We start from the raw sequence: 23,434 nt of genomic DNA, 5'->3' as shown, positions 1-23,434 counted from the left end.
GCATGGCCCCACCCTACGTCTGGCTATCCTGTTGTGGCTGATGGGATAGACCCCTTTATTCTGCTGTGGTTGGTGGGGCATGGCCCCACCCTACGTCTGGGCTATCCTGTTGTTGTTGATGGGATAGACCCCTTTATTCTGCTGTGGTTGGTGGAGCATGGCCCCACCCTACGTCTGGGCTATCCTGTTGTGGCTGATGGGATAGACCCCTTTATTCTGCTGTGGTTGGTGGGGCATGGCCCCACCCTACGCATTTTGCGACATCTTCCGTCTAGGGAGAGTGCTTGTGTGCGTACGGTAGGGTGGGGCCATGCCCCACCAAAAGGTGCTGAAATCCAAGCTAAGAAGTTCTAGTTAACTTCAGGTTTTTTAAAGCTTTTCCCTATTCGGCACTCTACGTAACTGAGTTAGCTGCTAGCCTGCATCAGCCGCTTTGGAGCCACTCTCCCATCTTCCAGGATCTGTCCAACACCGAGAAAATCGGTCTTATTGGCATAGAGCCGCACCCAACCACTGGTGGGCGCATTGGGCACCAGTATCGGTTGACCCTGCTTCATGTAGAAGGCGGCATCTGCAGAGAGAGCAACCTCAGGCCATTCGGCAAGGGCACTCTCCAGAGGTAACATCCACTCATCCATCTCTGGAAACTGCCGCTCGGCAAAAGCTTCCTGAATCTGTTCCAGGGTTAACATGGATTGGTCATCATAGGGGCCGACACCGGTACGTCGCAATCCTGTGACATAGGCGCCACAACCCAGGCGCTTGCCGATATCTTCTGCCAGAGTGCGGACATAAGTGCCTTTGGAGCAACGCACATCCATCTCAAACTCAGGCAAGTCAAAGCTCAACAGATCAAGTCCATGGATATGAATCGTTCTCGGTTCACGCTCCACTTCGATACCCTGACGAGCCAGCTTATAGAGGCGCTCACCTTTATGCTTGATCGCTGAATACATCGGTGGCAACTGCTGTTGCTCCCCTTGGAACTCCGCCATGGTTTCAAGCAGGGCAGCTTCAGTGACACCACTGGGATCAGCGGTTTCGATGACCTCACCCTCTGCATCTGCTGTGGTGGTGATTTCACCCAGCTTTACTCTGACCTGATAACGTTTATCAGCATCGAGCAGGAATGCAGAAAGCTTGGTTGCTTCACCAAAGCAGATCGGCAACAGTCCGGTCGCTAATGGATCCAGGCTACCGGTATGTCCGGCTTTGGCCGCCTTATAAAGAAATTTAACCTCTTGCAGGGCCTTATTCGAGGTCATGCCTTCAGGTTTGTCGAGCAGCAATACACCATTGATATTGCGCCCTCTATTACGACGACGTCCCATACTTGTTCTCTAAACAATCATTAAAAAAATATTAAGAAGGGAAAAGACCCAATCAGGTCTGTTTCTCAGTAAGCGCTTCGTTGATCAGGTTGGAAAGATGCTCCCCCTGCTCAACCGAAACGTCATAGACAAACAGAAGTTTTGGTACTGAGCGTATTTTCATACGCTGCCCAAGCAACCATCGCAGATGACCTGCAACCTGGTTGAGATGCTCCGCACTCTCTTTATGAGAGAATGTTGCGCCTAAGGTTGTGAAAAACACTTTGGCTTGGGAAAGATCCCGAACAACTCTGGCCTCCTGAATGGTCACCATCCCCAAGGCTGCGTCTTTGATCTCTTCGCGAATCAGCTCAGCCAATTCACGTTGTAGTTCAGCCCCGATGCGATCTGTGCGCTTAAAGTCACGTGACATTTAACGTACCTCGCTTGGAGTCAGGACAATGATCACTTTGGAAGCTGGCTTGGTTTTGCTGCGCCAGATCAAATAACCTCTCATCATGGTGCCAACCAAACCTAGACCGTGCGCGCAATTTCTGTGCGCTCGAAGACTTCAATGTGATCGCCAGGCTGGACATCGTTGTAGTTCTTCACGCCGATACCACACTCCATACCATTCTTGACTTCATTGACATCATCTTTGAAGCGACGCAGTGACTCCAGAGCACCTTCGTAGATGACCACGTTCTCTCTCAGTACACGGATTGGATTGTTACGCTTGACCATGCCCTCGAGCACCATGCAACCGGCAATGGCGCCCAACTTGGAGTTGCGGAATACATCGCGAACTTCGGCCAGTCCAATGATCTCTTCACGAATCTCTGGTGACAACATACCGGAAATCGCTTTCTTAACATCATCGATAATTTCATAGATGATGCTGTAGTAGCGCATGTCGATGCCCTGCTCTTCAACCACTCGACGAGCACCCGCATCAGCACGCACATTAAAACCGATAATTATCGCATTCGAGGTGACTGCCAGATTCGCATCTGACTCATTGATACCGCCTACACCTGAAGCGACAACACTCACTTTCACTTCATCAGTCGAGGTTTTGATCAAGGATTCCTTAAGGGCTTCCACACTACCCTGCACATCAGCCTTTACGATCACATTCAGGCTTTGAGTCTCGCCTTCCGCCATCTGCGTAAACATCTCATCCAGCTTCGCAGCTTTCTGTGCTGCCAAACGAGTCGAGCGCTGTTTATCATGTCGAAGCTCAGCGATCTCACGTGCCCGACGCTCGTCGCTCACTGCGCGCACATCGTCACCGGCTTCCGGCGTACCCGAGAGTCCCAGAACAACCACAGGTATCGAAGGACCAGCAGTCTTGATCGAACGACCATTCTCATCAAACATCGCACGAACACGACCAAACTCTTTACCGGATACGATCATATCGCCGCGATTCAAGGTTCCGGTCTGAACAAGTACAGTAGCCACAGGGCCCCTGCCTTTATCCAGAGAAGACTCAACTATGGAGCCAGTAGCAGGCCCGACTTCCACTGCGCGTAACTCCAGTACCTCAGCCTGTAGAAGGATTGCATCCAGTAGCTCATCAATACCGGCACCGGTTTTCGCAGATACCCGCACGAACATGGTGTCACCACCCCAATCTTCGGGTATGACCTCTTCCTGTGAGAGTTCCTGTATCACTCGATCAGGATTTGCATCTTCTTTATCGATCTTGTTGATAGCCACAATCAGCGGTACACCAGCTGCCTTGGCATGCTGAACTGCTTCCTTGGTCTGGGGCATCACGCCATCGTCGGCTGCCACAACCAGGATGACAATATCGGTCACTTTGGCGCCACGGGCACGCATTGCAGTAAACGCGGCATGTCCCGGTGTATCCAGAAATGAGACCGTACCCTTATCGGTATCCACATGATATGCACCGATGTGCTGGGTAATACCACCCGCTTCGCCGGCGGCTACACGACTGGTCCGGATATAATCAAGGAGTGAGGTTTTGCCGTGATCGACATGGCCCATGATGGTGACCACTGGGGGACGTTGAACCATCTCGCCCTGAGTTTGGGCATCTTCCTCAATACTCAGCAGATCAGCCTCGACATCCTCTTCACGTTGCACGACGGGTACATGGCCCATCTCTTCAACCACCAGTGTGGCGGTATCACGATCCAAGGTCTGGTTGATGGTTACCATCATGCCCATTTTCATCAGTACCTTGATCACCTCAGCGGCCTTAATGGTCATACGCTGCGCCAAATCGGCTACTGTGATGCTGTCAGGGACTTTCACTTCATGGACAACTGGTGCTGTAGGCCGCTGAAAACCGTGTTGCGCATCACTGGCACTGGCAGCCGCTCTGCGTTGCTTACCCGGTTTTTTCTTGCGCTTACCGCGCAACCCTTCAGCCACATGCAGCTCTTTGCGATTGGAATGAGAACCTTTCTCATCACGCCTGCTGTCTTTACGTCCCTTCTTGCCTCGTGCCGGTGCTGGCTTTGCGTCAGGCTTGGCCTCGGCGACAGGCGCAGGTTTTGGTTCAGGCTCGGGTGCAGCCTGTGCTTTCTGCAACTCCACTTCTCGCTTCGCCTGCTCTTCTGCTTCTCTGACCGCCTCTTCCTCAGCCAGACGTTTTGCCTCTTCCTCGGCAGCTTGTTGAGCCGCTTCCTCTAGCTGGGCCTTTTGGGCTGCTTCATCTTCTTCACGCTTGGCAGCTTCAGCTGCTTTGCGAGATTCTGCTTCTGGATCTACAACTTCAATGGATTGTTCCTGTTCCTCAAGCGCTTTAAGTGCCTCTTCAGCTTCTTTGGCCTTACTTTCAACCGACTCCACGTTGGCGCGCTTAACGTAGGTGCGCTTTTTACGAACCTCAACACTGACTGTTTTGGCAGGTGCAGTGGAGGCGCGACTCAATGTACTGCGTCCGCTCGATGTGGGTTGACGTAACTCGCTCACCGTTTTACGTCTGAGTGTTACCTTACTGGGGGCGGCAACGGTAGCCGTCTTCTTTTTGCCATGGCTCTCACGCAGATGCAGCAACAGCTTCGCCTTCTCTTCATCGGATATCCTGTCATCAGCGTTTTTAGCCGAGATACCAGCATCTGCCAACTGTTCCATCAACAGATCGGCAGGAATGCCAACGACATTTGCAAGTTGTGCTACCGTTACTTCACTCATTCATCAGCCTCTCGAATTTGCCTTATCCATCTGTTGCTCTGTTTCACATTCACGCTGGAACTTGATTACTTGTTAAGCACTAGAGGAGTGACTTATTTTGCCTCTTCAAACCATGGGGCTCGCGCCGTCATGATCAATTGGCCTGCCCGTTCTTCATCCATGTCATCAATCTCCATCAACTCATCAATGGACTGCTCTGCCAGATCCTCCATGGTTACCACCCCCCGGCCGGCGAGGGTGAAAGCAAGTTGCTGATCCATTCCATCCATGCTCAACAGATCTTCAGCAGGCTCGCGGAACGCCTCTTCATTGGCGATAGCGCGGGTGAGTAAGAAATCCTTTGCTCTGCTACGCAATTCATTGACAAGATCTTCGTCGAACTCTTCAACGGTAAGCATCTCTTCAATCGGTACATAGGCAACTTCATCGACATTGGTAAAACCTTCCTGTACCAGAATCGCCGCCACGTCTTCATCCACATCCAACTGATCCATGAAAGCATCTATAAAACCTTTCGCTTCCGACTCACTCTTCTCGGATGCCTGGGCTTCATCCATTACATTCAGTTCCCAACCGGTCAATTGACTGGCCAAGCGGACATTCTGTCCGCCTCTGCCGATTGCCTGGGATAGATTCTCCTCGCTGACCGCGACATCCATTGCATGGGTGTCTTCATCAACAACGATGGAGACCACATCTGCGGGAGACATGGCGTTGATTACAAACTGTGCAGGATTATCATTCCAAAGAATGATATCGACCCGCTCACCGTTCAATTCATTAGAGACAGCCTGTACCCGGGAACCACGCATACCGACGCAGGCCCCAACGGGATCAATACGCTGATCCAGTGCTTTGACAGCAATCTTGGCACGCAACCCCGCATCCCGCGCAGCGCTCCTGATATCGATCAGACCTTCACCAACCTCAGGCACTTCAAGCTTGAACAGCTCGATCAGCAACTCCGGCATGGTGCGACTGATAAACAGCTGCGGACCTCTGGGTTCGGACCTGACTTCATAGAGATAACCGCGAATACGGTCGCCTACCCGAATCGATTCTTTCGGAATCATGTGCTCGCGACCGATGAAAGCCTCAGCATTTCCACCCAGGTCCATGAAGATATTGCCCCGGTCGATGCGTTTTACCACACCGGTGACCAGCTCACCTTCCCGGCCTTTATAGGCCTCGACCACTTTGGCCCGCTCAGCTTCACGCACTTTCTGAACGATGACCTGTTTAGCAGCCTGGGCAGCGATTCTTCCGAACTCGATTGATTCAATCGGCTCTTCGACAAACTCACCGACCTGGATATTCGGATTCTCCTCACGAGCGGCATCCAGAATAATCTGCCGCAAGGGGGCATCTGGCTCATCTTCCGCATAGGATTCTACAACTTCCCATTGTCTGTAGGTATCGTAGTCTCCGGAAGTGCGATCTATCGCCACTCGAACCAGAATATCGTCACCATTTCTCTTTCGAGTGGCAGATGCCAACGCGGCTTCAATAGCCTCAAAGATGATTGTCTTACCGACATCTTTTTCGTTGGAAACCGCATCAACGACCAGCAGTATCTCTTTACTCATCAAATGTTTCCTAATTCAAAATTCCGGTATCACTCGAGCCGAATCGATCAGATCGATCTGAATTCGATAGAGCGTTCCATCTTCTTCAATTAAAACCTGATTATCTTCCACGCCACCCAGTTCACCAGTGAAACGGTGACGTCCATCAATCTTTGTTTGGGTCTTGACCCGCACCTTACTGCCTTTGAAACGCTCAAAATGAGCCTTTTCAAACAGCGGCCTGTCCATTCCAGGTGAAGAGACTTCCAGCTGGTAGCGCTCTTTGATCGGATCTTCCACATCAAGCACACCGCTTATCTGATGACTGACTTGTACGCAGTCATCCATGACAATGCCCTCTTCGTGGTCGATATAGACCCGTAACAGCGAACCACCTTTGCCCTGGCTAGTCAGTTCAATGCCCAGCAGCTCAAACCCCAGCAGTTCAACTTCCTGGCGTACAAGGGTTTTAAGTTTTTCTGGCGCAGACCTCATTTTTCCCACCGCAATAAAAAATGGGCACATGGCCCATCCTGTCGTACTCAGAAAACGGGAGGCCGTAACCACCTATTCTCTAAATAAAAAAACCCCGCTATCGGGGTTTTATTATAATGCACTGCGGCTGATGACCGACAGCTATCGCAAAAACTGGTGCGAATTTTAGCATAGGACCTGCCTTCAAGCAATTTTAGTATGGTATTGTCTTTATCTATGTAGCGCCAGAAATGATTCCCTGTCACAGCCAGACCGCATAGCGTAAAGCTCTAGCCCGGCAACCACCCTCCTGCAGCCTGCACCGGCGCTCCAGTCTCTGGATCACTCAGCCACACCACCACCGCAAGCCGCTTGGCATCATTTACAGATATTTCAGGCCATGAGAATGACCATTTTCCAGTTTCAGCGCCTGATTCAGACCTGGAATGGCTCAACACAACAAAATTTTCGGATAGATCCCGGCCTCGATTCTCCCCCCCACCAATGTGACTCACAAGATCGAATCCGAGAATCGCCAGATTAGCCTGTAAGCCCTTGGCATGGCCACCTGCTTCGGGAATAAATTCAGCGGAAACCCCTGCCCCTGGATCGACCGCTAAAGTGAGGCGACCAACCCGTAACTGTTTACCCGCAGCGAGTTCAGGATGACGAAACCAGCCTCGCCACTCCTGCCCGTCAACGACAAATCCTGGAGTATAGACCGAACCCAGGGCTCCGCTGTGACGATAGTCCCGCTGGCGTTGACTGAATGCGGATGAGGCAAAGCGATCCGGCCAACCCAGACCGTCCCAGTAATCGACATGAAATGCCATGGGGATCAACTGACGCCACAGTCCCGGATGGTTCTCCAGCTTACTTAGCCAACGATCCGCCGGAGGGCAACTGCTGCAGCCATGAGAAGTATATAGCTCCACAAGCCGCACCTGCTCTACCGGACTACTCAGTGTCAGGGTATTTGTCGCTTGCGCGGAAGCTGTTGCCAGCATACCAGACAATAACAGCAACCCAATTCTGGCAGTCATGAGACATCTGGCACAAATTTCAGTGCGACACCGTTATTGCAGTAGCGCAAACCAGTCGGTTTCGGCCCATCGTTGAATACATGCCCGTGATGTCCGCCACAGCGGGCACAATGGTACTCAGTGCGAGGCCAGATGAGCTTATAGTCTTTCCTGGTTCCCAAGGCATTGGGCAGGTAATCATAAAAACTTGGCCAGCCGGTGCCACTCTCATACTTGGTCGAGGAGGCGAAGAGTGGATTATCGCATCCGGCACAGACAAAGGTGCCCTTACGTTTTTCATCGAGCAGAGCACTGCTGCCAGGCCGCTCAGTACCCTCTTCCCGTAGAATATGAAATTGCTCTGGAGTAAGTCGCTTACGCCACTCTTCCTCGCTCAAATCAAGTTTTTCCACTTGCGTCATCTCTTCACCCTGCTTTGCAAATACAGAATGCCCAATAATCGGCATCACAGTCGCCACACCCATTAGTTTGATCAAACTTCGACGTTTCATTCAATATCTCCTGTTACATAGGCAAGGGATTCACAAGTCACTCCCTCAATGGGATATCTGACCCAGTTGAGTACAGAGTCGTGGTGTGACTACCAGGTTCGGGGATTGGCTAAGCTCGCGCTCTGTTTATAAACCACTTCTGATTTTAATCTCACACTAATCGTTGGCTACATATAGACAGCGATTATCCCACCAGATTCACCCACAAAAACTCGGTATATTGTGCAGGAAAACCATTCACCATCAGTCACATCTCGAACTCATGGGGATCACTCTATATCTCAGCCATCCAGGGCTGATCACGCAAACATCACAAATCGATCACAGTGGCGACTAGTGTGGGAAAATTCAGGCCAGGGGCAGGGTAAAACTGAAACAGGCGCCACCAGACTCATTATTCTCAGCTTTGATTGTTCCACCCTGCAATTCAACCATGCGACGAGCAATGGCAAGGCCCAGGCCAGCATGCCCAGACTCATGACCGCTCTTGTGTTTACGGAAAAAGGGATCAAATATGTGCTCTAACTCTGATTCACCAATACCCTCACCATTATCTGAGACGCTCACCAGAGCCAGCTTCTCCTGTTGAGAAATGGTCACAGAAACCGCCCCACCCGATTGGGTATGATCCAAGGCATTTCCGATGAGATTATCCAGTACCCGCTCGGTCATGGCGAAATCCGCATTAACAAATGGCAGTGAACGAGGGACCGTCCATTCAACCCGAACCTCTGACTGTTGTGCCGGCAATTGGAATTTCTGAATCACATCCTGAACCAGCTCCGCTAACGGCATTGGCTCACAAGTTGGTTGCTTCTCTCTGGCTTCTAATTGAGCCAGTTCAAAAAGATCCTCAAGCATTCCTTTCAAACGCCTGCTCTGCTTTAAGGCTACTCGCAGATACTCCTGCTGCTGTTCCTTATCAAGAGTATTCTGTTTCATATTCAGGGTTTCAAGATAACCATAAAGTACTGCAAGCGGGGTTCTGAGGTCATGGGAGACTTGAGCCACCAGATCCCTTCGCAGGCGATCCTGTTGTTTCAGTTGCCCCCATTGATCGGCAATGCGTTTTGCCATCGCTTCAAATGTAGCCCCTAGCCGCTCAACTTCATCTCCCTCAGGATTAAAAGTCTCCGCTAATTGCTCTTGATGGGTAAAGCCACTCTGCTGAAACGACACCATAACGCTGGAAAGACGCTGTAGACGGCGAGTCAACCAATGAAACAGTAATAGGCCCGTCAGTAAGCCAAACCCCATACTGACCGCAACAGCGCCAGCACTGTATCTCAAGGCATAACTCTCCTGCACTGCCTGTTCGGCGATATCGTACTCTTCACCTCTTAATACCACGTAGAGAAATCCTGCCGCCATATCACCTGCCGGTACTGGCGTTACTGAAAATGCTTTGCGTCGTTCATGGGATCGAGGGTCATCGCCCAACAAGGGAAAGCCTTCTCCGCGCAGAAAAGCTTCTATCGGTTTCAGATCCACCTGCTTGCGTTTAACCTTTCCAGCATCTGCGGAGAAGGCGAGGATAGTCCCCAGCTTATCGAGCAGATAGATTTCAATACTGGGATTTATATCCATATAGTCACTGAAGGTTTTCTTCAGTGCCAGATCATTCATTGCACCATCGATGACAAGCCGTCGATCTGAGACTATGCGCTGCGCCAGATCCCGGTTGAAATGTTGGGTAATCTCTTGCAGATAGCGGTCGGTGGTTGACAGGGTGATCAGGGTATATAAAAGCCCGGTAACCAGAAATAGAGCAATCAGTGCGAGGGATAGGCGAGCATATAAGGAGTGAAACATGAGCTTAGTCGCTTTAACCCGGAACCAGGCTTTTCAGGGTTCGACAGCAATGCCAGCTTTTTAGAAAGATTACGGAAGTTTGGTATTTCAAGCGTCTCCCCTCTCTTCGCGAAACTTATAACCCACGCCCCAGACCGTCAAAACATAGTGGGGATCCGATGGATCTTTTTCGATCTTTGCGCGCAATCGGTTGATATGGGAGTTTACTGTGTGCTCATAACCGTCATGGTTGTAACCCCACACTTTGTCGAGTAGCTGAACACGACTGAAAACACGCCCGGGATGTCGCGCAAAAAATAGCAGCAGGTCGAATTCTGTAGCCGTCAATTCAATATCTTCACCCTCAACCTGAACCTTACGTTTTGTGACATCAATGATCAGCCCGCCACTGGTCAGAGTCTCTTGCTGCGCAACTTTATCACTACCCTCTCTGAGGGCATCAATACGACGAAACAGAGCCTTGATGCGCGCCATCAACTCGGGAACACTGAACGGCTTGGTCAGGTAGTCGTCTGCACCCATCTCAAGGCCCAACACACGATCAAGTTCGGTGGATTTCGCAGTCAGCATGAGTATCGCCACATAGTCTTCAGCTGTTCTCATATTTCGACATAGTGTCAAACCATCCGTATCAGGCAGCATCAAATCGAGAATAACCAACTGATATCGATGCTTTTTGAACAGCTCCATGGCTGCCGCACCGTTTCCAGCTATATCCGCATCGTAACCAGCATCATGCAAATGGTTTTGTACCAAATGGGCGATATCCGGTTCGTCTTCAACGATGAGTAGCTTTCGTTGCATCTGTTTTTATCTACCTTTGGTAAGTTTCTAACCAGAACATGAGTATAAGTTGTTCTGAGATCACCTGGATGTTAATGCTTTTTGAATCCGTAATGTATGTCATGGGATTCACATTAATATCACGAAAGTATCACAGCAATCTATCAGACCAATCGTAACTACCAACCGGGTTATAAGCATCCAGACACTCAGCCATGAAGGCTTCAAAACGCCGCTGTAGCCCCCTGCTAACTTAGTCCGTGAGCAATCAAAAGACGCTCTGTCATAAATATCAATATCTCAGGGATACTAATACAACTCCGACTCCGGACGTTGATCGGTTAACCAGTAAAACTGATGGGGTGGCACAACCAGCTGTTGCTTGAATAGTTCCGGGCTCTCACCGGAATAGAGATCTTTGAGATTGCCATATTCGAACATGCCTCTATTACCTAAGGCACTCAGCTCCATGTACTGTGGCGCACTGTCGAAATTGCAGACCACCAACACGGAGCCCATAGGCATGAAAGGATCGCTCCGCCAGAAGACAAACAGATGCGGGTTCTCTACGTCGATCAGCTCTCGGTTATTAAAATCTGAAAACGCAGGAATACCTTTTCTGGCAGCAATCATTTTTTTCAATCCATCGAATATCTGCTGTTCCGGTGTACCGTGCTGATGGCGACGTGCGGCTCTATCCCAATCGATCTTTGGTCTTTGCATCCAGCGGCTGTCACCCGCCTTATTCTCGTCATTGAGAAAATCCCTGTCATTGAGAGTACCGATCTCGTCACCATAGTAGAGCAGTGGCATACCACCGAATGAGCAGATTAAACTGTGAATCAGCAGTATAACTTTTACCGAATCATTGATAGCTTCAAGATCATTCTGCTCAATGGCAGACTCCAAGCCAACCAGGGATGCCAGGGAACCGGAGATACGAGCATCCCCGGTTTTCAGATTAACGCCGAAGGGTGCACCACGGGCAGGCGAGTCATCATAACTGCCGGTGAAATAGTCGACCAGGAATTTACGGTGCGCGAAAGGCTCATAACCGGCCCGAATGATATCGGCATTATCAAAGCCGAGACCGATATCATCATGACAGCGCAGATAGTTGAGCCATGTTGCCCGATCCAGTTTTGTCGGCAGGCTCTGTATACCCTGCATCAGCAACTGGGTGTTCTTGGTAGCCACAGCATCCCATATCAGCGCCATAAATGTTGCGTTGTAGGCAATTTCGCACTCCTTTGCGATTACTGCATCCTCACCGAAGTATTTAATGATCTCCACTGGCGCCACTATCGCTTCAGCAATAAATAACACCCCAGGCGCGGTAACCTGGCAACAGTCTTTCATGAGTTGTAGCAGCAGGTGGGCCTCACGCTCGTTCTGAGAGGTGGTGCCTATCTTTTTCCATAAAAAAGCAACAGCATCGAGGCGCAGAATATCTGCACCCTGGTTTGCCCAGAACAGCGTGTTATCCAGCATTTCAATAAACACTGCTGGATTGTTGTAGTTGAGATCCCACTGATAGTGATTGAAGACACTCATCACCCATTTGTGCATGCCTTCATCCCAGGTAAAATTACCAGGAGAGGTCTCGGGAAAGATCTCCGGCATTGTCTCCTCGAACATATCGGGGATATCACGATTTTTAAAGGTGTAGTAGTAGTCCTGATATTTCTGTTCGCCAGCCCTCGCCCGCTGCGCCCACTCATGCTCATCCGAAGTGTGATTGAGCACCATATCCAGGACTAGAAGCATGCCTCTTTTACGTGTCGATAGAGCCAGTTTATTGATATCTTCAAGAGTGCCGTAACGAGAATCCACATTGCGAAAATCACTGACCGCATAGCCACCGTCGCTCGCCCCTTTTGGACAGTCCATAACCGGCATCACATGCAGCATATTGACGCCGAGTTCCTGTAGGTAGGGAAGCCGCTCCTCTACGCCTTGCAGATTATTGGCAAAGCCGTCCGCATAGAGTGCCATCCCGACCCATTCCTGACTGAGAAACCAGTTGTGGTGTTTCTCTCGCTCACTGTCGAGTTGTTTGAGGTCGACATGTCGTTGTACATATCGTATTGCCATCACCTCGACCAAGTGAATCATCTGCTCTTTGAAATCATCCCGTTTACCATAGAGGTGATTGAATAGCAGATGAATACCATAGAAGTTGGCACCCAGACGGGTATAAAAATGGCGCAGGTCCCGTTTGCGAATCTCTGTTTTGAGTTCGTCAAGGATTTGATTCAGAAGCGAATGTGCTACCTGCTCATACATAGTGGTTCGCCTGTGGTCGCTCCAACTTACCGCTTCTCTCTTGTTTGGTGTTTCATATCAAGGCCTGTTAACACTAATTCCATTGCGCCATAAAGTCACTATAGAACGATGCGGAGGAGACTGTCGCACCTCTCTGACCCACAATTGCCGAGGCAAAGGCTTGTGCTCGTTTCAAACTGCTCTCCAGTGACCATTGTTTCATCAGCCCAAGCAATATCACCGAGGTAAAAGCATCTCCCGCACCGACTGTATCCACTGTTTCGAGGATAGGTTCAGGAACTATCTCCAGAGGTCGATCCCCGTTACCAGCCAAAACTATAGCGCCCTTCTCCCCTCGCGTCACGATTACCCCTTGCAAACCGTAGGTTGTCTTGAAATCCATAGCTTGCGACAGAAGATCGGATGATTGACCCAGTAACTGCTCAAGCTCATGCCGATTAAGTTTTACCCAGTCTGCTTGAGAGACCCAATCCAATATCTCTTTACGATTCCACCAGGGGGGGCGCAAATTCACATCCAGGAAAATAGTCTTTGCACCACTCTTTTTCAGTTGATCAAGCGCGCTGCGGGCAATCGAGTTTCTTAATCCAAGACTTCCGTGGTAGAGGGTATCGCAAGCGGTATCCTGCAAGGGCAGTGGATCGATGAAGTCATATGCCGCATCCGCCACGATTTCGTAGCTTGGCTCTCCATGATTAATGGTGATTGTCACTTTTCCTGTGGCATGATCTGCATCCTGCTGCACACCTTCGGTCTCCATTCCCCAGCGAGACATAGTCCTGAGAATGGTATCCCCCTCACTGTCCCGACCAACACGACTGACAAAACTTGGGGACTGACCAAAGGCCTGTAGATGCCAGGCAACATTGAAAGGGGCACCACCAAGTACCTTTTCACCCCCAGGAAAGCAATCGTAGAGAACCTCGCCAAAAATAATCAGTTTTTTATTGTTCATAGATGTCTCATTTCTCTATTTGCAGACTTATAGCCCCTCTCCCTTGATGGAAGAGGGGTTGAGGAGAGGGTGCGCGTCAGACATTTGATGAAATTGGAGCATAGACTGCACTAGCCCAAAAATCCTCGTCATCTTGAGTTTTGATTCATAAGCCGACTGGCATATTCCGGATGGTAGTGAGCCAACCCCTCCAGTATCCCCGCACTGTAGTTGCCATTCATTCCCATAAAACCTCCCTTAGCCGGATAAAAGGCATTGGAGAGACCATTTTCATCTACCATTCGTTGAGCCTCACTCAACACCTCTGGTCGGGCATTTGCTACCAGCACTGAGGGCAGATGGCTGGTAAGCACATCAAGATCATTACCACTGTCGCCTGAGAAGAGTGTATCCGCTATCTCATACCCCAGATGCTGACGCAGAAACTCGATCGCCTGGTACTTTCCTGCCCTCTCTGGCAAGAGATCGAGCAAGCCCACCCCTGCCAAGTCATCAATACTCCATATCAGGTTGGCCCGTACACCGAGGTTGATGAGCCGTTTCCTAATCCCTTCCAGTAGTGGACGATGGTCAGCCTCCAGTTCAACATAGAAACTCAACTTGAATGGTTGCTGTTTTTCCGGCTCCTGCATACTAAGGCCAGGCCAATCAGATAACTGTTGAGAAAGTGCCTGGTGAGAATAGCCATTCCAGTCGCTTTCAATCTCTTCCTCCCACTCAGCCCACTTCTCCCATCTGTTTAATCCATGGACCTGGTATAGCGTCGAACCGACATCAGCAATCACATAGTCTGGTTGAGGTAGATCGTAGTCGTTGATCGCATCAATCACCAGAGAACTATCACGACCACTGACATAGGCCAGATCTACATCTTCAGAGTCACAAAGCTGTTGAAAATAGTCTCTCGCGTCTGGGGATTCAGGCTCAGATCCGTTGGGTATCAGAGTTCTGTCCAGATCAGTACAAATGAGTAGCTTTTGGGTCATATGTCTTCTGGTACATGGCAACTTTTGAAAAAGTCATAGTGTTCGATTGCCTCCAAAATGCCCAAGGCATGGGATTGACTGGCGAAGTAGATACGCTCCAGGTCAACCATATGAGAGAGCTCTTCATGATGTCGGTTGGCCACCACCACGGCAAGCGTGTTACCTCGCATCATATCTTCGTCAGAACCCGAGCCCCCTGCAACCAGGGTATTCTCAAGAGGCACATCCAGACGTTGCGCCACATAGCGCAACGCCTGCCCTTTTGACGCCCTTGATGGCAATACATCAAGGAATTGACCGAATGCATGAATGACGTTACAGGTCAGCTCCTCTTTGTGCAGCAGAGTATTGATTTCATCAACAGAAGGCGCCTTGTTTGGATCATAGTGGTAGGCCAGTTTAAAGTAATGCTGATCCCGTTTCGGTTGAGGTTTGATGCCTGGCAGATCCGCCATCACTCTACGAATGCTTTTGGGTTGCCACAGATGGTCAATGTGGTCTCCCCAGTAATCATCCATGGAAAGACCTTGTGAGTAGTGAATTTTAGTGCCTAAGCTGGTGATTAATACATCCGGAATCGGAATGGAGAACTTTTTCATGATCTGCAGTGCATCATCCAAACGACGTCCTGTTGCTATGCCAAATGTGGCACATTTTCGGTTATTCCGTACAACCTCTATAAAACGCTTCAATCCGGTTGGGTTACCTAACAGGTTTTGATCCAGGTCTGTAAAGATTGCCCTGTCCCTGTATCGATATTTAACATGTCTGGGAGGTTTGGTGGGTATCCTTTGATGTGTATCCGGCATCGGCGTTATCAGCGAAAGATATTTTTTCGCATGGGCCTTCCATGAGTAGTGTTTGCGAACACCGGTGAGTCCGTTGTTGGCGAATTTTTGCCACAAATCATTGTCGTGCAGAATTTTCAGTAAGCTGCGCCGGATCGCCTTTTTATTCAGTGGATCGACCAATAGACCGTTTTTGCAATTACCGATGATATCCACTGGCCCGCCATTTTCCGTAGCAATCAATGGTAATCCGCTTGCTGCAGCCTCAAGCAGAGTCAAACCAAAGGGTTCCGTTAACGCCGGATTGACGAACACCCCTTTGGAGTCAGTTGCCAGCTGATAGATCTGTGGCACCTCCCTGGCTAGATGGCGTTTTGGAACTGCCACATGTCCATACAGATCAAAAAGGTCGATGGTCATCAGGATTTCAGTCATAACAGACTGGGGACCACTATCCATATCCCGGATGTCGTCACGATTACCGGCAACAATCACCAGATTTGCTGCATTCTGCAGTTGGGTCGATTCCCCGTAGACTTCCAGCAGGGTGAGAATATTCTTCCGTTCGTCAGCCCGGGAAAGGGCAAGAATAATTGGCTTTTCAGGATCTTGAAGAAACCTGGCCAGGGACTTTTTAAATGAGATTTTTTCCCCTGCTACAGGTGGATGAAATTTAGTCAGGTCGGTGCCAGGCGGTATGACCGCCATACTCTCCGGCTGATAGTAGTTATAGAGGCTGTACTGCTCTTCGATTTCATTGTGAGTACTGGTGATCACCAGGTCGGCGTTTGCCAGCACCTCCTCTTCAGCCTCGACCCGCCGTTCCATGTTATAACGAATGCCAATCTCTTTTCGAGTCAGCCCCTTGGCAAGTAGCTGTTGCTGTTTATCCCGACCCAGAGAGTGACCGGTATGCACTAATGGAATACCCAGCAGATGAGAAAGTCGCACACCGACATATCCAGCATCAGCATAATGGCTATGGACAATATCGGGCATGCGGGGCTGGGTCTTCAGCCAGTTGAGCAGATTATCCATGAAGCTGTCCAGATGATCCCACAGGATCTCCTTGGCAAGGTACCCTTCAGGCCCCGCGTCAACACGGACAATTCTTGCCTTGGGTGAGAGCAAGTCCAAAGGCTCAGCGTAGTCATCGCTGATCTCCGGATCTACGACCCTTCTGGTCACCAGATCAACACGACTGACCTCATCGCATTCAGCCAGGGCTCTGGCAAGATCCACAACATATTTGGTTTGGCCACCGGTATCTGCATCACGTCCCAATTCCAGATCGTGACTACGAATCAGCCCATGAACACTTATCAGACAGATATACATCGCATATTCTCCCCGGCACTGATGCATGAGACAGGAAATCCCGCTCAATCGGAATAATCGAAGATGGCAATGCTTGACCGCCTTGTATAGAGCGACTCTCCCCCAAAAAAGATATGAAATAGATACTTAATGTTAAAGGGTTGGGCGCTGAAACTATCAGTCAGGTAATCCATTTCACTGCAAGCATCAACAATATCTATATATTCAGGTGGCCCTAGATAACCTCAGAATAAGTCCGGGTCGAACAGATTGTCGATCAAAATGCTCCACTTCAAGGTGCAGATCACACCTAACAATTCGCTCTTTGCGAAGACCTGCAATGAAGAGAAGGTACATTTTTCACAACAAGATGTCGGCTCATGGCTTGTTCAGAGACTCCCTGGCAAGGTCGCCTGAGAATGTGCCGTGTCTAGGGATTAATAGTATCAGATTTATACTTACTAATCAGGCCATAGATATTCATGCAGCGAGCATGATATTCGCGGGCTATTTCACGACTGGGCCCAACTCAAATACGCCTTCGTCCATATTAAACAACAGACGCGTTTTTATCTGATCAAATTTCAGAATCGAGACACCCTGATGGTCCAGCTTGAACTCTTCAGCCTCTTCCCTGCTTTCCAGTGGAATCAACTCATGCCCCATGGGGCCTAAAATATCGGAGCCGATGACATAGTATGCGCTGTGTGCATCTATTCTCTGAAGACCGTAGTATTCAGTCACACCTATGCTTTCGATCTCACTCGTCTGATGATTCGGCGCCCATTTCGACAGATCCAGCAGATATTTAAAAAGATCCTTTGCGCCATCGAAATGGTGCGCGTGACCATCCTTGTAGACTACTGTTGCAATCCATTCAGGATATTTTGCAACGAACATCCCACATACCGGACAGGTATCCCTTGGGCCAGGATCAGGCTGATTCACACTCTCTGCAGCCAGGATATTCACTTGAAACAACAAACAGCAAAGTAGCAACGAACTAACGATCTTTTTCAAACCAAATAACATTCACACTTTCCGTTTATCAATTTTTCCAAAAGAGATGTTCCATTAACCCGGCAACATATGTGCCGGGTTAATGAGAGAGTGTTACCCTTTTTTCTGTTTCATCTTTTGCATCATCTTCTGACGGCGTTCAAGACGTTTTTTCCGAACCATCAGGGTATCCTTTGCCATCCCTATATACGCCTCACTCAGCGCTTCATCAAAACCTGCTATCTCACCGCCTTTAGCTGCCTGCACTGCTTTTGCAGCCTCAGCTGAAGAGAAAGCCATTTTGCTCCTGGTGGTCATCGTACCCTTCAACTTAGCCCCTAACAGATAACTTACGTCATCCACATTAACCATCGGCTTGATCTCTTTGTCTGCACCGAAGTCGGCTGCATAGATCGCTTTAGGACCACGATCGATATTTAACGAAAGGCTGATTGCCAGACAGTGAATTGAACAGGTGCCATCCACCAGGCCATCATCGTAGTGAACCAAATGTCTGCTATGGTGCCATTTAGTACGATCCATGCCGCAATAGGGACACTTGGAATACTTTTCAAGCTCATTTTCCAAGGGCTTATCGTCTGGCGTGTTCTTCGGGATAAACTGTAGTGGTGTACCATCTCCATCACAGGCACTATCCGATGCTTTCACCCATCCCTTTCCAGGCACCATCACACCAACGCCCTGTCCCGCTATCGCACCACCTGATAAGCCAGCCAATCCGGCCACAGATAACATCTTCAGCAGATTGCGACGTTCCTTATTACTCTCTTCACACATAGTCTACTTCTCCTTTTCTAAATTACCAATTGGCCAATCCCCGCATGATGTCGAAAAAAATCACACCTTCATACAGGGTCCAAAAGCCAAGCAACAAAACTACAAGACCGGCCATTTTAGCCAACCTACCTCTAAACACAGATCCGACATAAACTCCAGATAAGGTAACTACGACCATGGATGGCAATGTACCAGCACCGAAGCTCATCATGAGTAGTCCAGCCTGTAGCGGGTCTGCAGTGGATAGTGCTTTTACCGCTACAGAAAAAACCAAGCTGCATGGCACCAGGCCATTGAGTGTGCCTGCCGTCATCGCTGTTACCAGAGATGACGAGTTGCTCAGAGTGGCAACAGGAACAGCGACTACAGCAGGCTTTCCAGGGTTTATCTTCAACAAGGGTATACCGAGCATGTTCAAGCCGAGCAACAGGATCAACACCCCCGCCACAATCATCAGGATGCCTTGCGCTTTACCAACAATGCCACTCTGAACCAGTACCTGACCCACAAGGGCACCAGCCACCCCCAGCATGGTATAGACAGCGATACGCATACCATGAAATGCAAACAGTGAACTTATCCTGTATCTCGGAGCCTGGTTGATAAAAAATCCAGCATTGATACCACTGCACATACCGAGACAGTGAAAACTACCTAAAATACCTGTCATAAAGGCCAGACTGAGAGTAAATTCAGAGTTCACAGCAGCTCACTTACAAGTTGTTCAAAAAGCTCAGCTGATGACTCGCCGATGATACGGGTATGTAACCTGCCCTTCCTGTCGAGAAAAAATGTAGTGGGCAATCCAATGACGCCATAGTTGCGCGCTGTAGCGCCTTCATCGTCAAGTAGAACGCCATAACTGATTGCCAGCTTATCTATAAATGCGGCGGCAGTTTCACGATCCTGCCTGACATTCAATGCAAGTATCACCAATCCTTTATCTTTCAATTTTCTATAGACGGGCTCTATATCCTGCATCTCGCTTTCACAGAATGGACACCAATCTGCCCAGAAGCGAATCACCACCACCTTGCCGTCAAATTGATTGGGGTAGTGTTGCAGCTCACCATTCAGGTTTAATAGTTCAAATTCCGGCGTCTGCTTGCCTTTATCCAGCGCGGATGTATCCGCCTGACAGCCCAATAGACTGATCAGCATCAGCGCTACACCAAGAGTATCTTTTAGTTTCACCACCACACCTCAAGCATGGTTAGATTTGAGCGCCACACAGACCAAGCTGCTGTCAGGAAAAACTGCATAAAGAGTATGAGTGAGAGCCAGCTCAGCCTGGGAACCATCGTTGTTACGCTAGCCGTCAGACTTGGAATGCTCCTCCAAGGAGAGATCACTCCGACACTCAGTGATAGAGCCGCTGCCAGAAACAGGGGTATATAGAGAAAATACCCCATATAGTCATGCCCCTGCTTGAGAATACAAAAGGGACAGTGGTGGTGGGGATGCTCGTAGATATAGAGCGATATAAACGACACAATGGAGATCAATGAGACACAAAATGCTGCAAGCCCAGCCAACGAAAGTAACCAACCATTACGACCTTTCAAGGCAACCCAAAGCGCACTGAAAAGCACTAAAACCGATGACACTACCAAAGCAGGCATGGCCTTGCCTGGCGCTATAGCTGATATCTCTGCAGCCACCCCATCCGCTTCAGCGGAGAAGAGGGTTCCACAGCAGGAGGTGATCAGATTGGGGTCCATCTCACTAAAATGAAACCACTGTAGAATAAACTCTGTTATCGCCATCGGGACAGCAATCAATAGTAATCCATATTTATACCTGATAAGAGGATAGTCATATCCCCGATTATCGAGATAGTTTAAAGCTAGCCAGGCTGCAGCAAAAAAGAACATAGCAACCTTTAAAAACAGGGTTGGCCAACCCCAGGGATTAACATTAAGTACCCCAGTTGCACACATTGCCCCAACAAATTGTCCTGACATCGATTCAGCGTTATAGATAAACAGCAGTAGTGATAGAAACTCGAAGCTTAAGGCCCAAATCAACAGAGTCGATATCAGATAGGTGCGACGTTCAAGTATAAGTTGCTGTTCACTACCACTTTGAATATCCCAGAAACGGATTATCTGGATTGCGAAAGCCGCAGCAAAAATCAACATTATGGAGACTATTGCAGAAACCATAATCAACGCCATGATGGAAGAGTCGAATATCACTGCTTACACATCCTCAGACACCACACAGCCATCATGCAGTTCCACTAGCCGATCTATTACATTTGATTCAAATACCGCCGGATCATGACTGGAGATCAATACGCTCTTTCCCGCTTTACGGAGTTCATCGATCAGTCCCATGAACTCAGCTGAAAGTTGGCTATCGAGATTGGCTGTGGGTTCGTCAGCAATCAGTATTTGTGGTTCATTGATCAATGCCCGACATATGGCAACCCGTTGCGACTCACCACCAGACAACCACTCCACCAGGTTGTCAGATTTATTTGCAAGGGCGAATTGATCAAGCAGTCGATCAGCTCTGGCTTTTAAGCTTTTGTATGGCAAGCCCTGCGGATAGGCAGGCAACATTATATTTTCCAGTACACTCAACCCTGGGATCAGGTTAAAGCGCTGAAAGATAAAGCCGAAGGTATGTCGCCGAACTTCTGTCAAAAAACGTTCCGGCAGGCCGGATATAACACGCTCACCCAACTGAATTCGTCCACTGGTTGGACGTGAAAGACAACCGATCAACGACATCAATGTCGTTTTTCCTGATCCGCTGGCACCTTTCAAACAACTGACCTGGTTAGCTTCAAAGTGAGTGGTTATACCCTGTATGGCACAAAACTCATTTGCTTTACCCTGGTTAAAAACCTTGCGGACATCTGTGAGCTGAATCAACATAGATCTCTACCGCATAACCGCATCTGGATCAGTAATTGAGGTGCGCCATACCGGAATAATTGTCGCCAGGATATAGGGGAGCACAGTAAAAAAGAACAGGGTTGCCAGTTGCAGTCCATCTACGATCGGTGTCAGTTGGAATCGAGGATAAAGAACAGCCCAGCCCTTGAGCACAGATTCAAACAGACCGGCGGAAGCAAAAAATACATGGGCATAGGCAGCCAGATACCCTAAAAGAAAGGCCACCAGTGAGATGATTGCACCTTCCCAGAACTTCATGCGCATCACATCGCTGGTCTCCCAGCCTACTGCTTTGAGTATCCCAATCTCACGTCGTTCTTCTGCACTCAAGCCTGAGGCCTTATCCCAGGCGAAAATCACAAAAGCCAGAATAGACCCCATCAACAGAACAAAGATAACGCCCTGTCTCCAGGAAAATACACTATCGTAGGTTCGTAAGATCTCTTCTCTAAGGATTGGTCGACTATCCGGTAGCAACAGCACCAATTTCTCTGCAACTTTGCGTACCTCACGAGGATTTCTCACCGACAATACCAAATCGCTATAAAACCCCTCAGGGATATCAAATAGGCGACGGAACGCCAGTGGTGACATTAACAAAAGGTCAGTAGTGACCAGCTCTGACTTCCTGTCGAGCAGCTTGGAAACTTTAAAAGAGTAAGCCTCTCCAGATTGAGATCTCAGGGTGAGATAGTCACCCAACGATAAGCCTCTGGTACGGGCAATACCGGCACCGATAATAATCTCAGTTATCGGTAGTGACGCCTGACCAGCAGTCATGACGGTATAGTTTGCCTTAACGGCAGGGTCATAGTAGTAACCCCAAAGACGTCCACTCTTTTGTGTGACACCGCGCAGCTTTCCGATTTTTTGCAGATATTCTTCCGGCACCAAGGCATTTCGACCGGCCTGTAATCTTTGAACGATAATTTCGGGGGAGTTTTCCAGCATACTCACTGCCTCTTTACGCAAGGCATGAGTAAATAGCATTACCGAAGCAAGCATGAAGATAATCAGGGTATAGACTGTAAGCAGCGCAAAACTCTTACCCTTGTTTCTAACTAAAGTAGAGAGGGTATAGTCAATCAGATATTTGTGTTTACGTAGAAAAGAGATCACTGCAACAATCCCGAAGGGGGCGGTAGTATTGAACCGCTGGGAAAGTGCTCAATAGCACCTGGATGGTCTTGAAATGGTGAGTGAAGATCTGTCTGTGTTGGATGACGTGTATAGCGTGCCTCAGTAAATAGCGCCAGATCGGTTAAACCCAGCTCTCTCACCAGGTTTCCAGCTTGCACCACTGCAACAGGAGTCTGCCTCTGTTGAAAGCAACTCACAAATATCGTGGAAAAAAAGCCTGCCAGCATAACCAACAGACAGACAAGAAAGGTGTTGGATCTTCTCATTAATCGCTTAAGTCATCTATAAACCCTGCGAGTCTATCTGAGCCGATCTTCCAGTCTCATTGACATGAATCATTTATTGAACTTTTATAAAATTTTTGCGTTATATGACCCATTTTGTAACGTACAGATTGTGGGATATGGCCTGTTTTCCGTTTTTTGCTAGGAACTATCTCGACAGTGTCAAACCAATGCTGCCAGGTAGTAGCCACTCAACTTTATGCTGAAGGTGGGCAAATGCCCCCTGCTTAGGAGGGATTACTGTGTAAGGTTAAGGGCATTTTTTCAGTACTAAAGCAACACCCGTAGAGATATGAAATTTGTATTAAGTCGATTATCATCACCTT

The 23,434-nt window shown here is 49.0% G+C and carries 22 protein-coding genes; 1 reads left to right on the top strand and 21 read right to left on the bottom strand.

Annotated features, from left to right (window positions below; all coding sequences use genetic code 11):
- Nucleotides 1-354, top strand: a 354-nt coding sequence (locus AC4IE7_RS07165) for a hypothetical protein (protein WP_490776135.1), incomplete at its 5' end; no start/stop codon positions are given.
- A gap of 53 nt (nucleotides 355-407) precedes the next feature.
- Here AC4IE7_RS07165 and truB read toward each other — a convergent pair.
- The 21 genes from truB to AC4IE7_RS07060 form a co-directional block, all read right to left on the bottom strand.
- Nucleotides 408-1,331, bottom strand: coding sequence for a tRNA pseudouridine(55) synthase TruB (gene truB, locus AC4IE7_RS07160; protein WP_490776134.1), 924 nt, complete (start codon nucleotides 1,329-1,331; stop codon nucleotides 408-410).
- Between the two features lie 52 nt (nucleotides 1,332-1,383).
- Nucleotides 1,384-1,743: a 30S ribosome-binding factor RbfA gene (gene rbfA, locus AC4IE7_RS07155; protein ID WP_490776133.1), complete on the bottom strand. Its 360-nt coding sequence runs from the start codon at nucleotides 1,741-1,743 to the stop codon at nucleotides 1,384-1,386.
- 101 nt (nucleotides 1,744-1,844) lie between these two features.
- Nucleotides 1,845-4,481: a translation initiation factor IF-2 gene (gene infB / locus AC4IE7_RS07150; protein ID WP_490776132.1), complete on the bottom strand. Its 2,637-nt coding sequence runs from the start codon at nucleotides 4,479-4,481 to the stop codon at nucleotides 1,845-1,847.
- A 92-nt stretch (nucleotides 4,482-4,573) separates the two neighbouring features.
- Nucleotides 4,574-6,067: a transcription termination factor NusA gene (gene nusA / locus AC4IE7_RS07145; RefSeq protein ID WP_490776131.1), complete on the bottom strand. Its 1,494-nt coding sequence runs from the start codon at nucleotides 6,065-6,067 to the stop codon at nucleotides 4,574-4,576.
- Nucleotides 6,068-6,082: 15 nt separating this feature from the next.
- Nucleotides 6,083-6,541: a ribosome maturation factor RimP gene (gene rimP, locus AC4IE7_RS07140; RefSeq protein ID WP_490776130.1), complete on the bottom strand. Its 459-nt coding sequence runs from the start codon at nucleotides 6,539-6,541 to the stop codon at nucleotides 6,083-6,085.
- A gap of 269 nt (nucleotides 6,542-6,810) precedes the next feature.
- Entirely contained in the window at nucleotides 6,811-7,563 is a 753-nt protein-coding gene (locus tag AC4IE7_RS07135) for a DUF1223 domain-containing protein (protein WP_490776129.1), read from the bottom strand.
- On the bottom strand, nucleotides 7,560-8,054 hold the full coding sequence (gene msrB / locus AC4IE7_RS07130) for a peptide-methionine (R)-S-oxide reductase MsrB (protein ID WP_490776128.1): 495 nt from the start codon (nucleotides 8,052-8,054) through the stop codon (nucleotides 7,560-7,562). Before msrB ends, AC4IE7_RS07135 begins: the two co-directional genes overlap by 4 nt.
- Nucleotides 8,055-8,402: 348 nt before the next feature.
- Nucleotides 8,403-9,866 carry a sensor histidine kinase gene (locus tag AC4IE7_RS07125; RefSeq protein WP_490776127.1) on the bottom strand — a complete coding sequence of 488 codons (1,464 nt, stop codon included), beginning with the start codon at nucleotides 9,864-9,866 and terminating at the stop codon, nucleotides 8,403-8,405.
- Between the two features lie 87 nt (nucleotides 9,867-9,953).
- The gene (locus tag AC4IE7_RS07120) at nucleotides 9,954-10,670 is read right to left on the bottom strand and encodes a response regulator (protein WP_490776126.1); all 717 of its coding nucleotides are present in this window, start codon (nucleotides 10,668-10,670) and stop codon (nucleotides 9,954-9,956) included.
- A gap of 288 nt (nucleotides 10,671-10,958) precedes the next feature.
- Nucleotides 10,959-12,935 (bottom strand): alpha-amylase family glycosyl hydrolase, encoded by a 1,977-nt coding sequence (locus tag AC4IE7_RS07115; protein ID WP_490776125.1) that lies wholly within the window; start codon nucleotides 12,933-12,935, stop codon nucleotides 10,959-10,961.
- Nucleotides 12,936-13,008: 73 nt separating this feature from the next.
- Entirely contained in the window at nucleotides 13,009-13,890 is an 882-nt protein-coding gene (locus AC4IE7_RS07110; RefSeq protein WP_490776124.1) for a carbohydrate kinase family protein, read from the bottom strand.
- A gap of 128 nt (nucleotides 13,891-14,018) precedes the next feature.
- Nucleotides 14,019-14,876 carry an HAD-IIB family hydrolase gene (locus tag AC4IE7_RS07105; RefSeq protein WP_490776123.1) on the bottom strand — a complete coding sequence of 286 codons (858 nt, stop codon included), beginning with the start codon at nucleotides 14,874-14,876 and terminating at the stop codon, nucleotides 14,019-14,021.
- On the bottom strand, nucleotides 14,873-17,002 hold the full coding sequence (locus tag AC4IE7_RS07100; RefSeq protein WP_490776122.1) for an HAD-IIB family hydrolase: 2,130 nt from the start codon (nucleotides 17,000-17,002) through the stop codon (nucleotides 14,873-14,875). Before AC4IE7_RS07100 ends, AC4IE7_RS07105 begins: the two co-directional genes overlap by 4 nt.
- Before the next feature lie 486 nt (nucleotides 17,003-17,488).
- Nucleotides 17,489-18,013: a nitrous oxide reductase accessory protein NosL gene (locus AC4IE7_RS07095; RefSeq protein WP_490776121.1), complete on the bottom strand. Its 525-nt coding sequence runs from the start codon at nucleotides 18,011-18,013 to the stop codon at nucleotides 17,489-17,491.
- Between the two features lie 81 nt (nucleotides 18,014-18,094).
- A complete protein-coding gene (locus tag AC4IE7_RS07090) occupies nucleotides 18,095-18,778 on the bottom strand; it encodes a nitrous oxide reductase accessory protein NosL (protein WP_490776120.1) in 684 nt (227 codons plus the stop codon).
- Between the two features lie 22 nt (nucleotides 18,779-18,800).
- A complete protein-coding gene (locus AC4IE7_RS07085) occupies nucleotides 18,801-19,481 on the bottom strand; it encodes a sulfite exporter TauE/SafE family protein (RefSeq protein WP_490776119.1) in 681 nt (226 codons plus the stop codon).
- A complete protein-coding gene (locus tag AC4IE7_RS07080; RefSeq protein WP_490776118.1) occupies nucleotides 19,478-19,972 on the bottom strand; it encodes a TlpA family protein disulfide reductase in 495 nt (164 codons plus the stop codon). Before AC4IE7_RS07080 ends, AC4IE7_RS07085 begins: the two co-directional genes overlap by 4 nt.
- On the bottom strand, nucleotides 19,969-20,976 hold the full coding sequence (locus AC4IE7_RS07075; RefSeq protein WP_490776117.1) for a hypothetical protein: 1,008 nt from the start codon (nucleotides 20,974-20,976) through the stop codon (nucleotides 19,969-19,971). The genes AC4IE7_RS07080 and AC4IE7_RS07075 overlap by 4 nt, the downstream gene beginning before the upstream one ends.
- Nucleotides 20,977-20,979: 3 nt before the next feature.
- Complete coding sequence (locus AC4IE7_RS07070) at nucleotides 20,980-21,663, bottom strand: ABC transporter ATP-binding protein (RefSeq protein ID WP_490776116.1); 684 nt, start codon at nucleotides 21,661-21,663, stop codon at nucleotides 20,980-20,982.
- 6 nt (nucleotides 21,664-21,669) lie between these two features.
- On the bottom strand, nucleotides 21,670-22,803 hold the full coding sequence (locus tag AC4IE7_RS07065) for an ABC transporter permease (RefSeq protein WP_490776115.1): 1,134 nt from the start codon (nucleotides 22,801-22,803) through the stop codon (nucleotides 21,670-21,672).
- Nucleotides 22,800-23,090 (bottom strand): hypothetical protein, encoded by a 291-nt coding sequence (locus tag AC4IE7_RS07060; protein ID WP_490776114.1) that lies wholly within the window; start codon nucleotides 23,088-23,090, stop codon nucleotides 22,800-22,802. Before AC4IE7_RS07060 ends, AC4IE7_RS07065 begins: the two co-directional genes overlap by 4 nt.
- Between the last annotated feature and the right edge of the window lie 344 nt (nucleotides 23,091-23,434).

Source organism: Candidatus Thiodiazotropha sp. AKAK3 (genome assembly GCF_058244645.1).
This window is presented reverse-complemented; position numbering and strand designations above follow the sequence as displayed.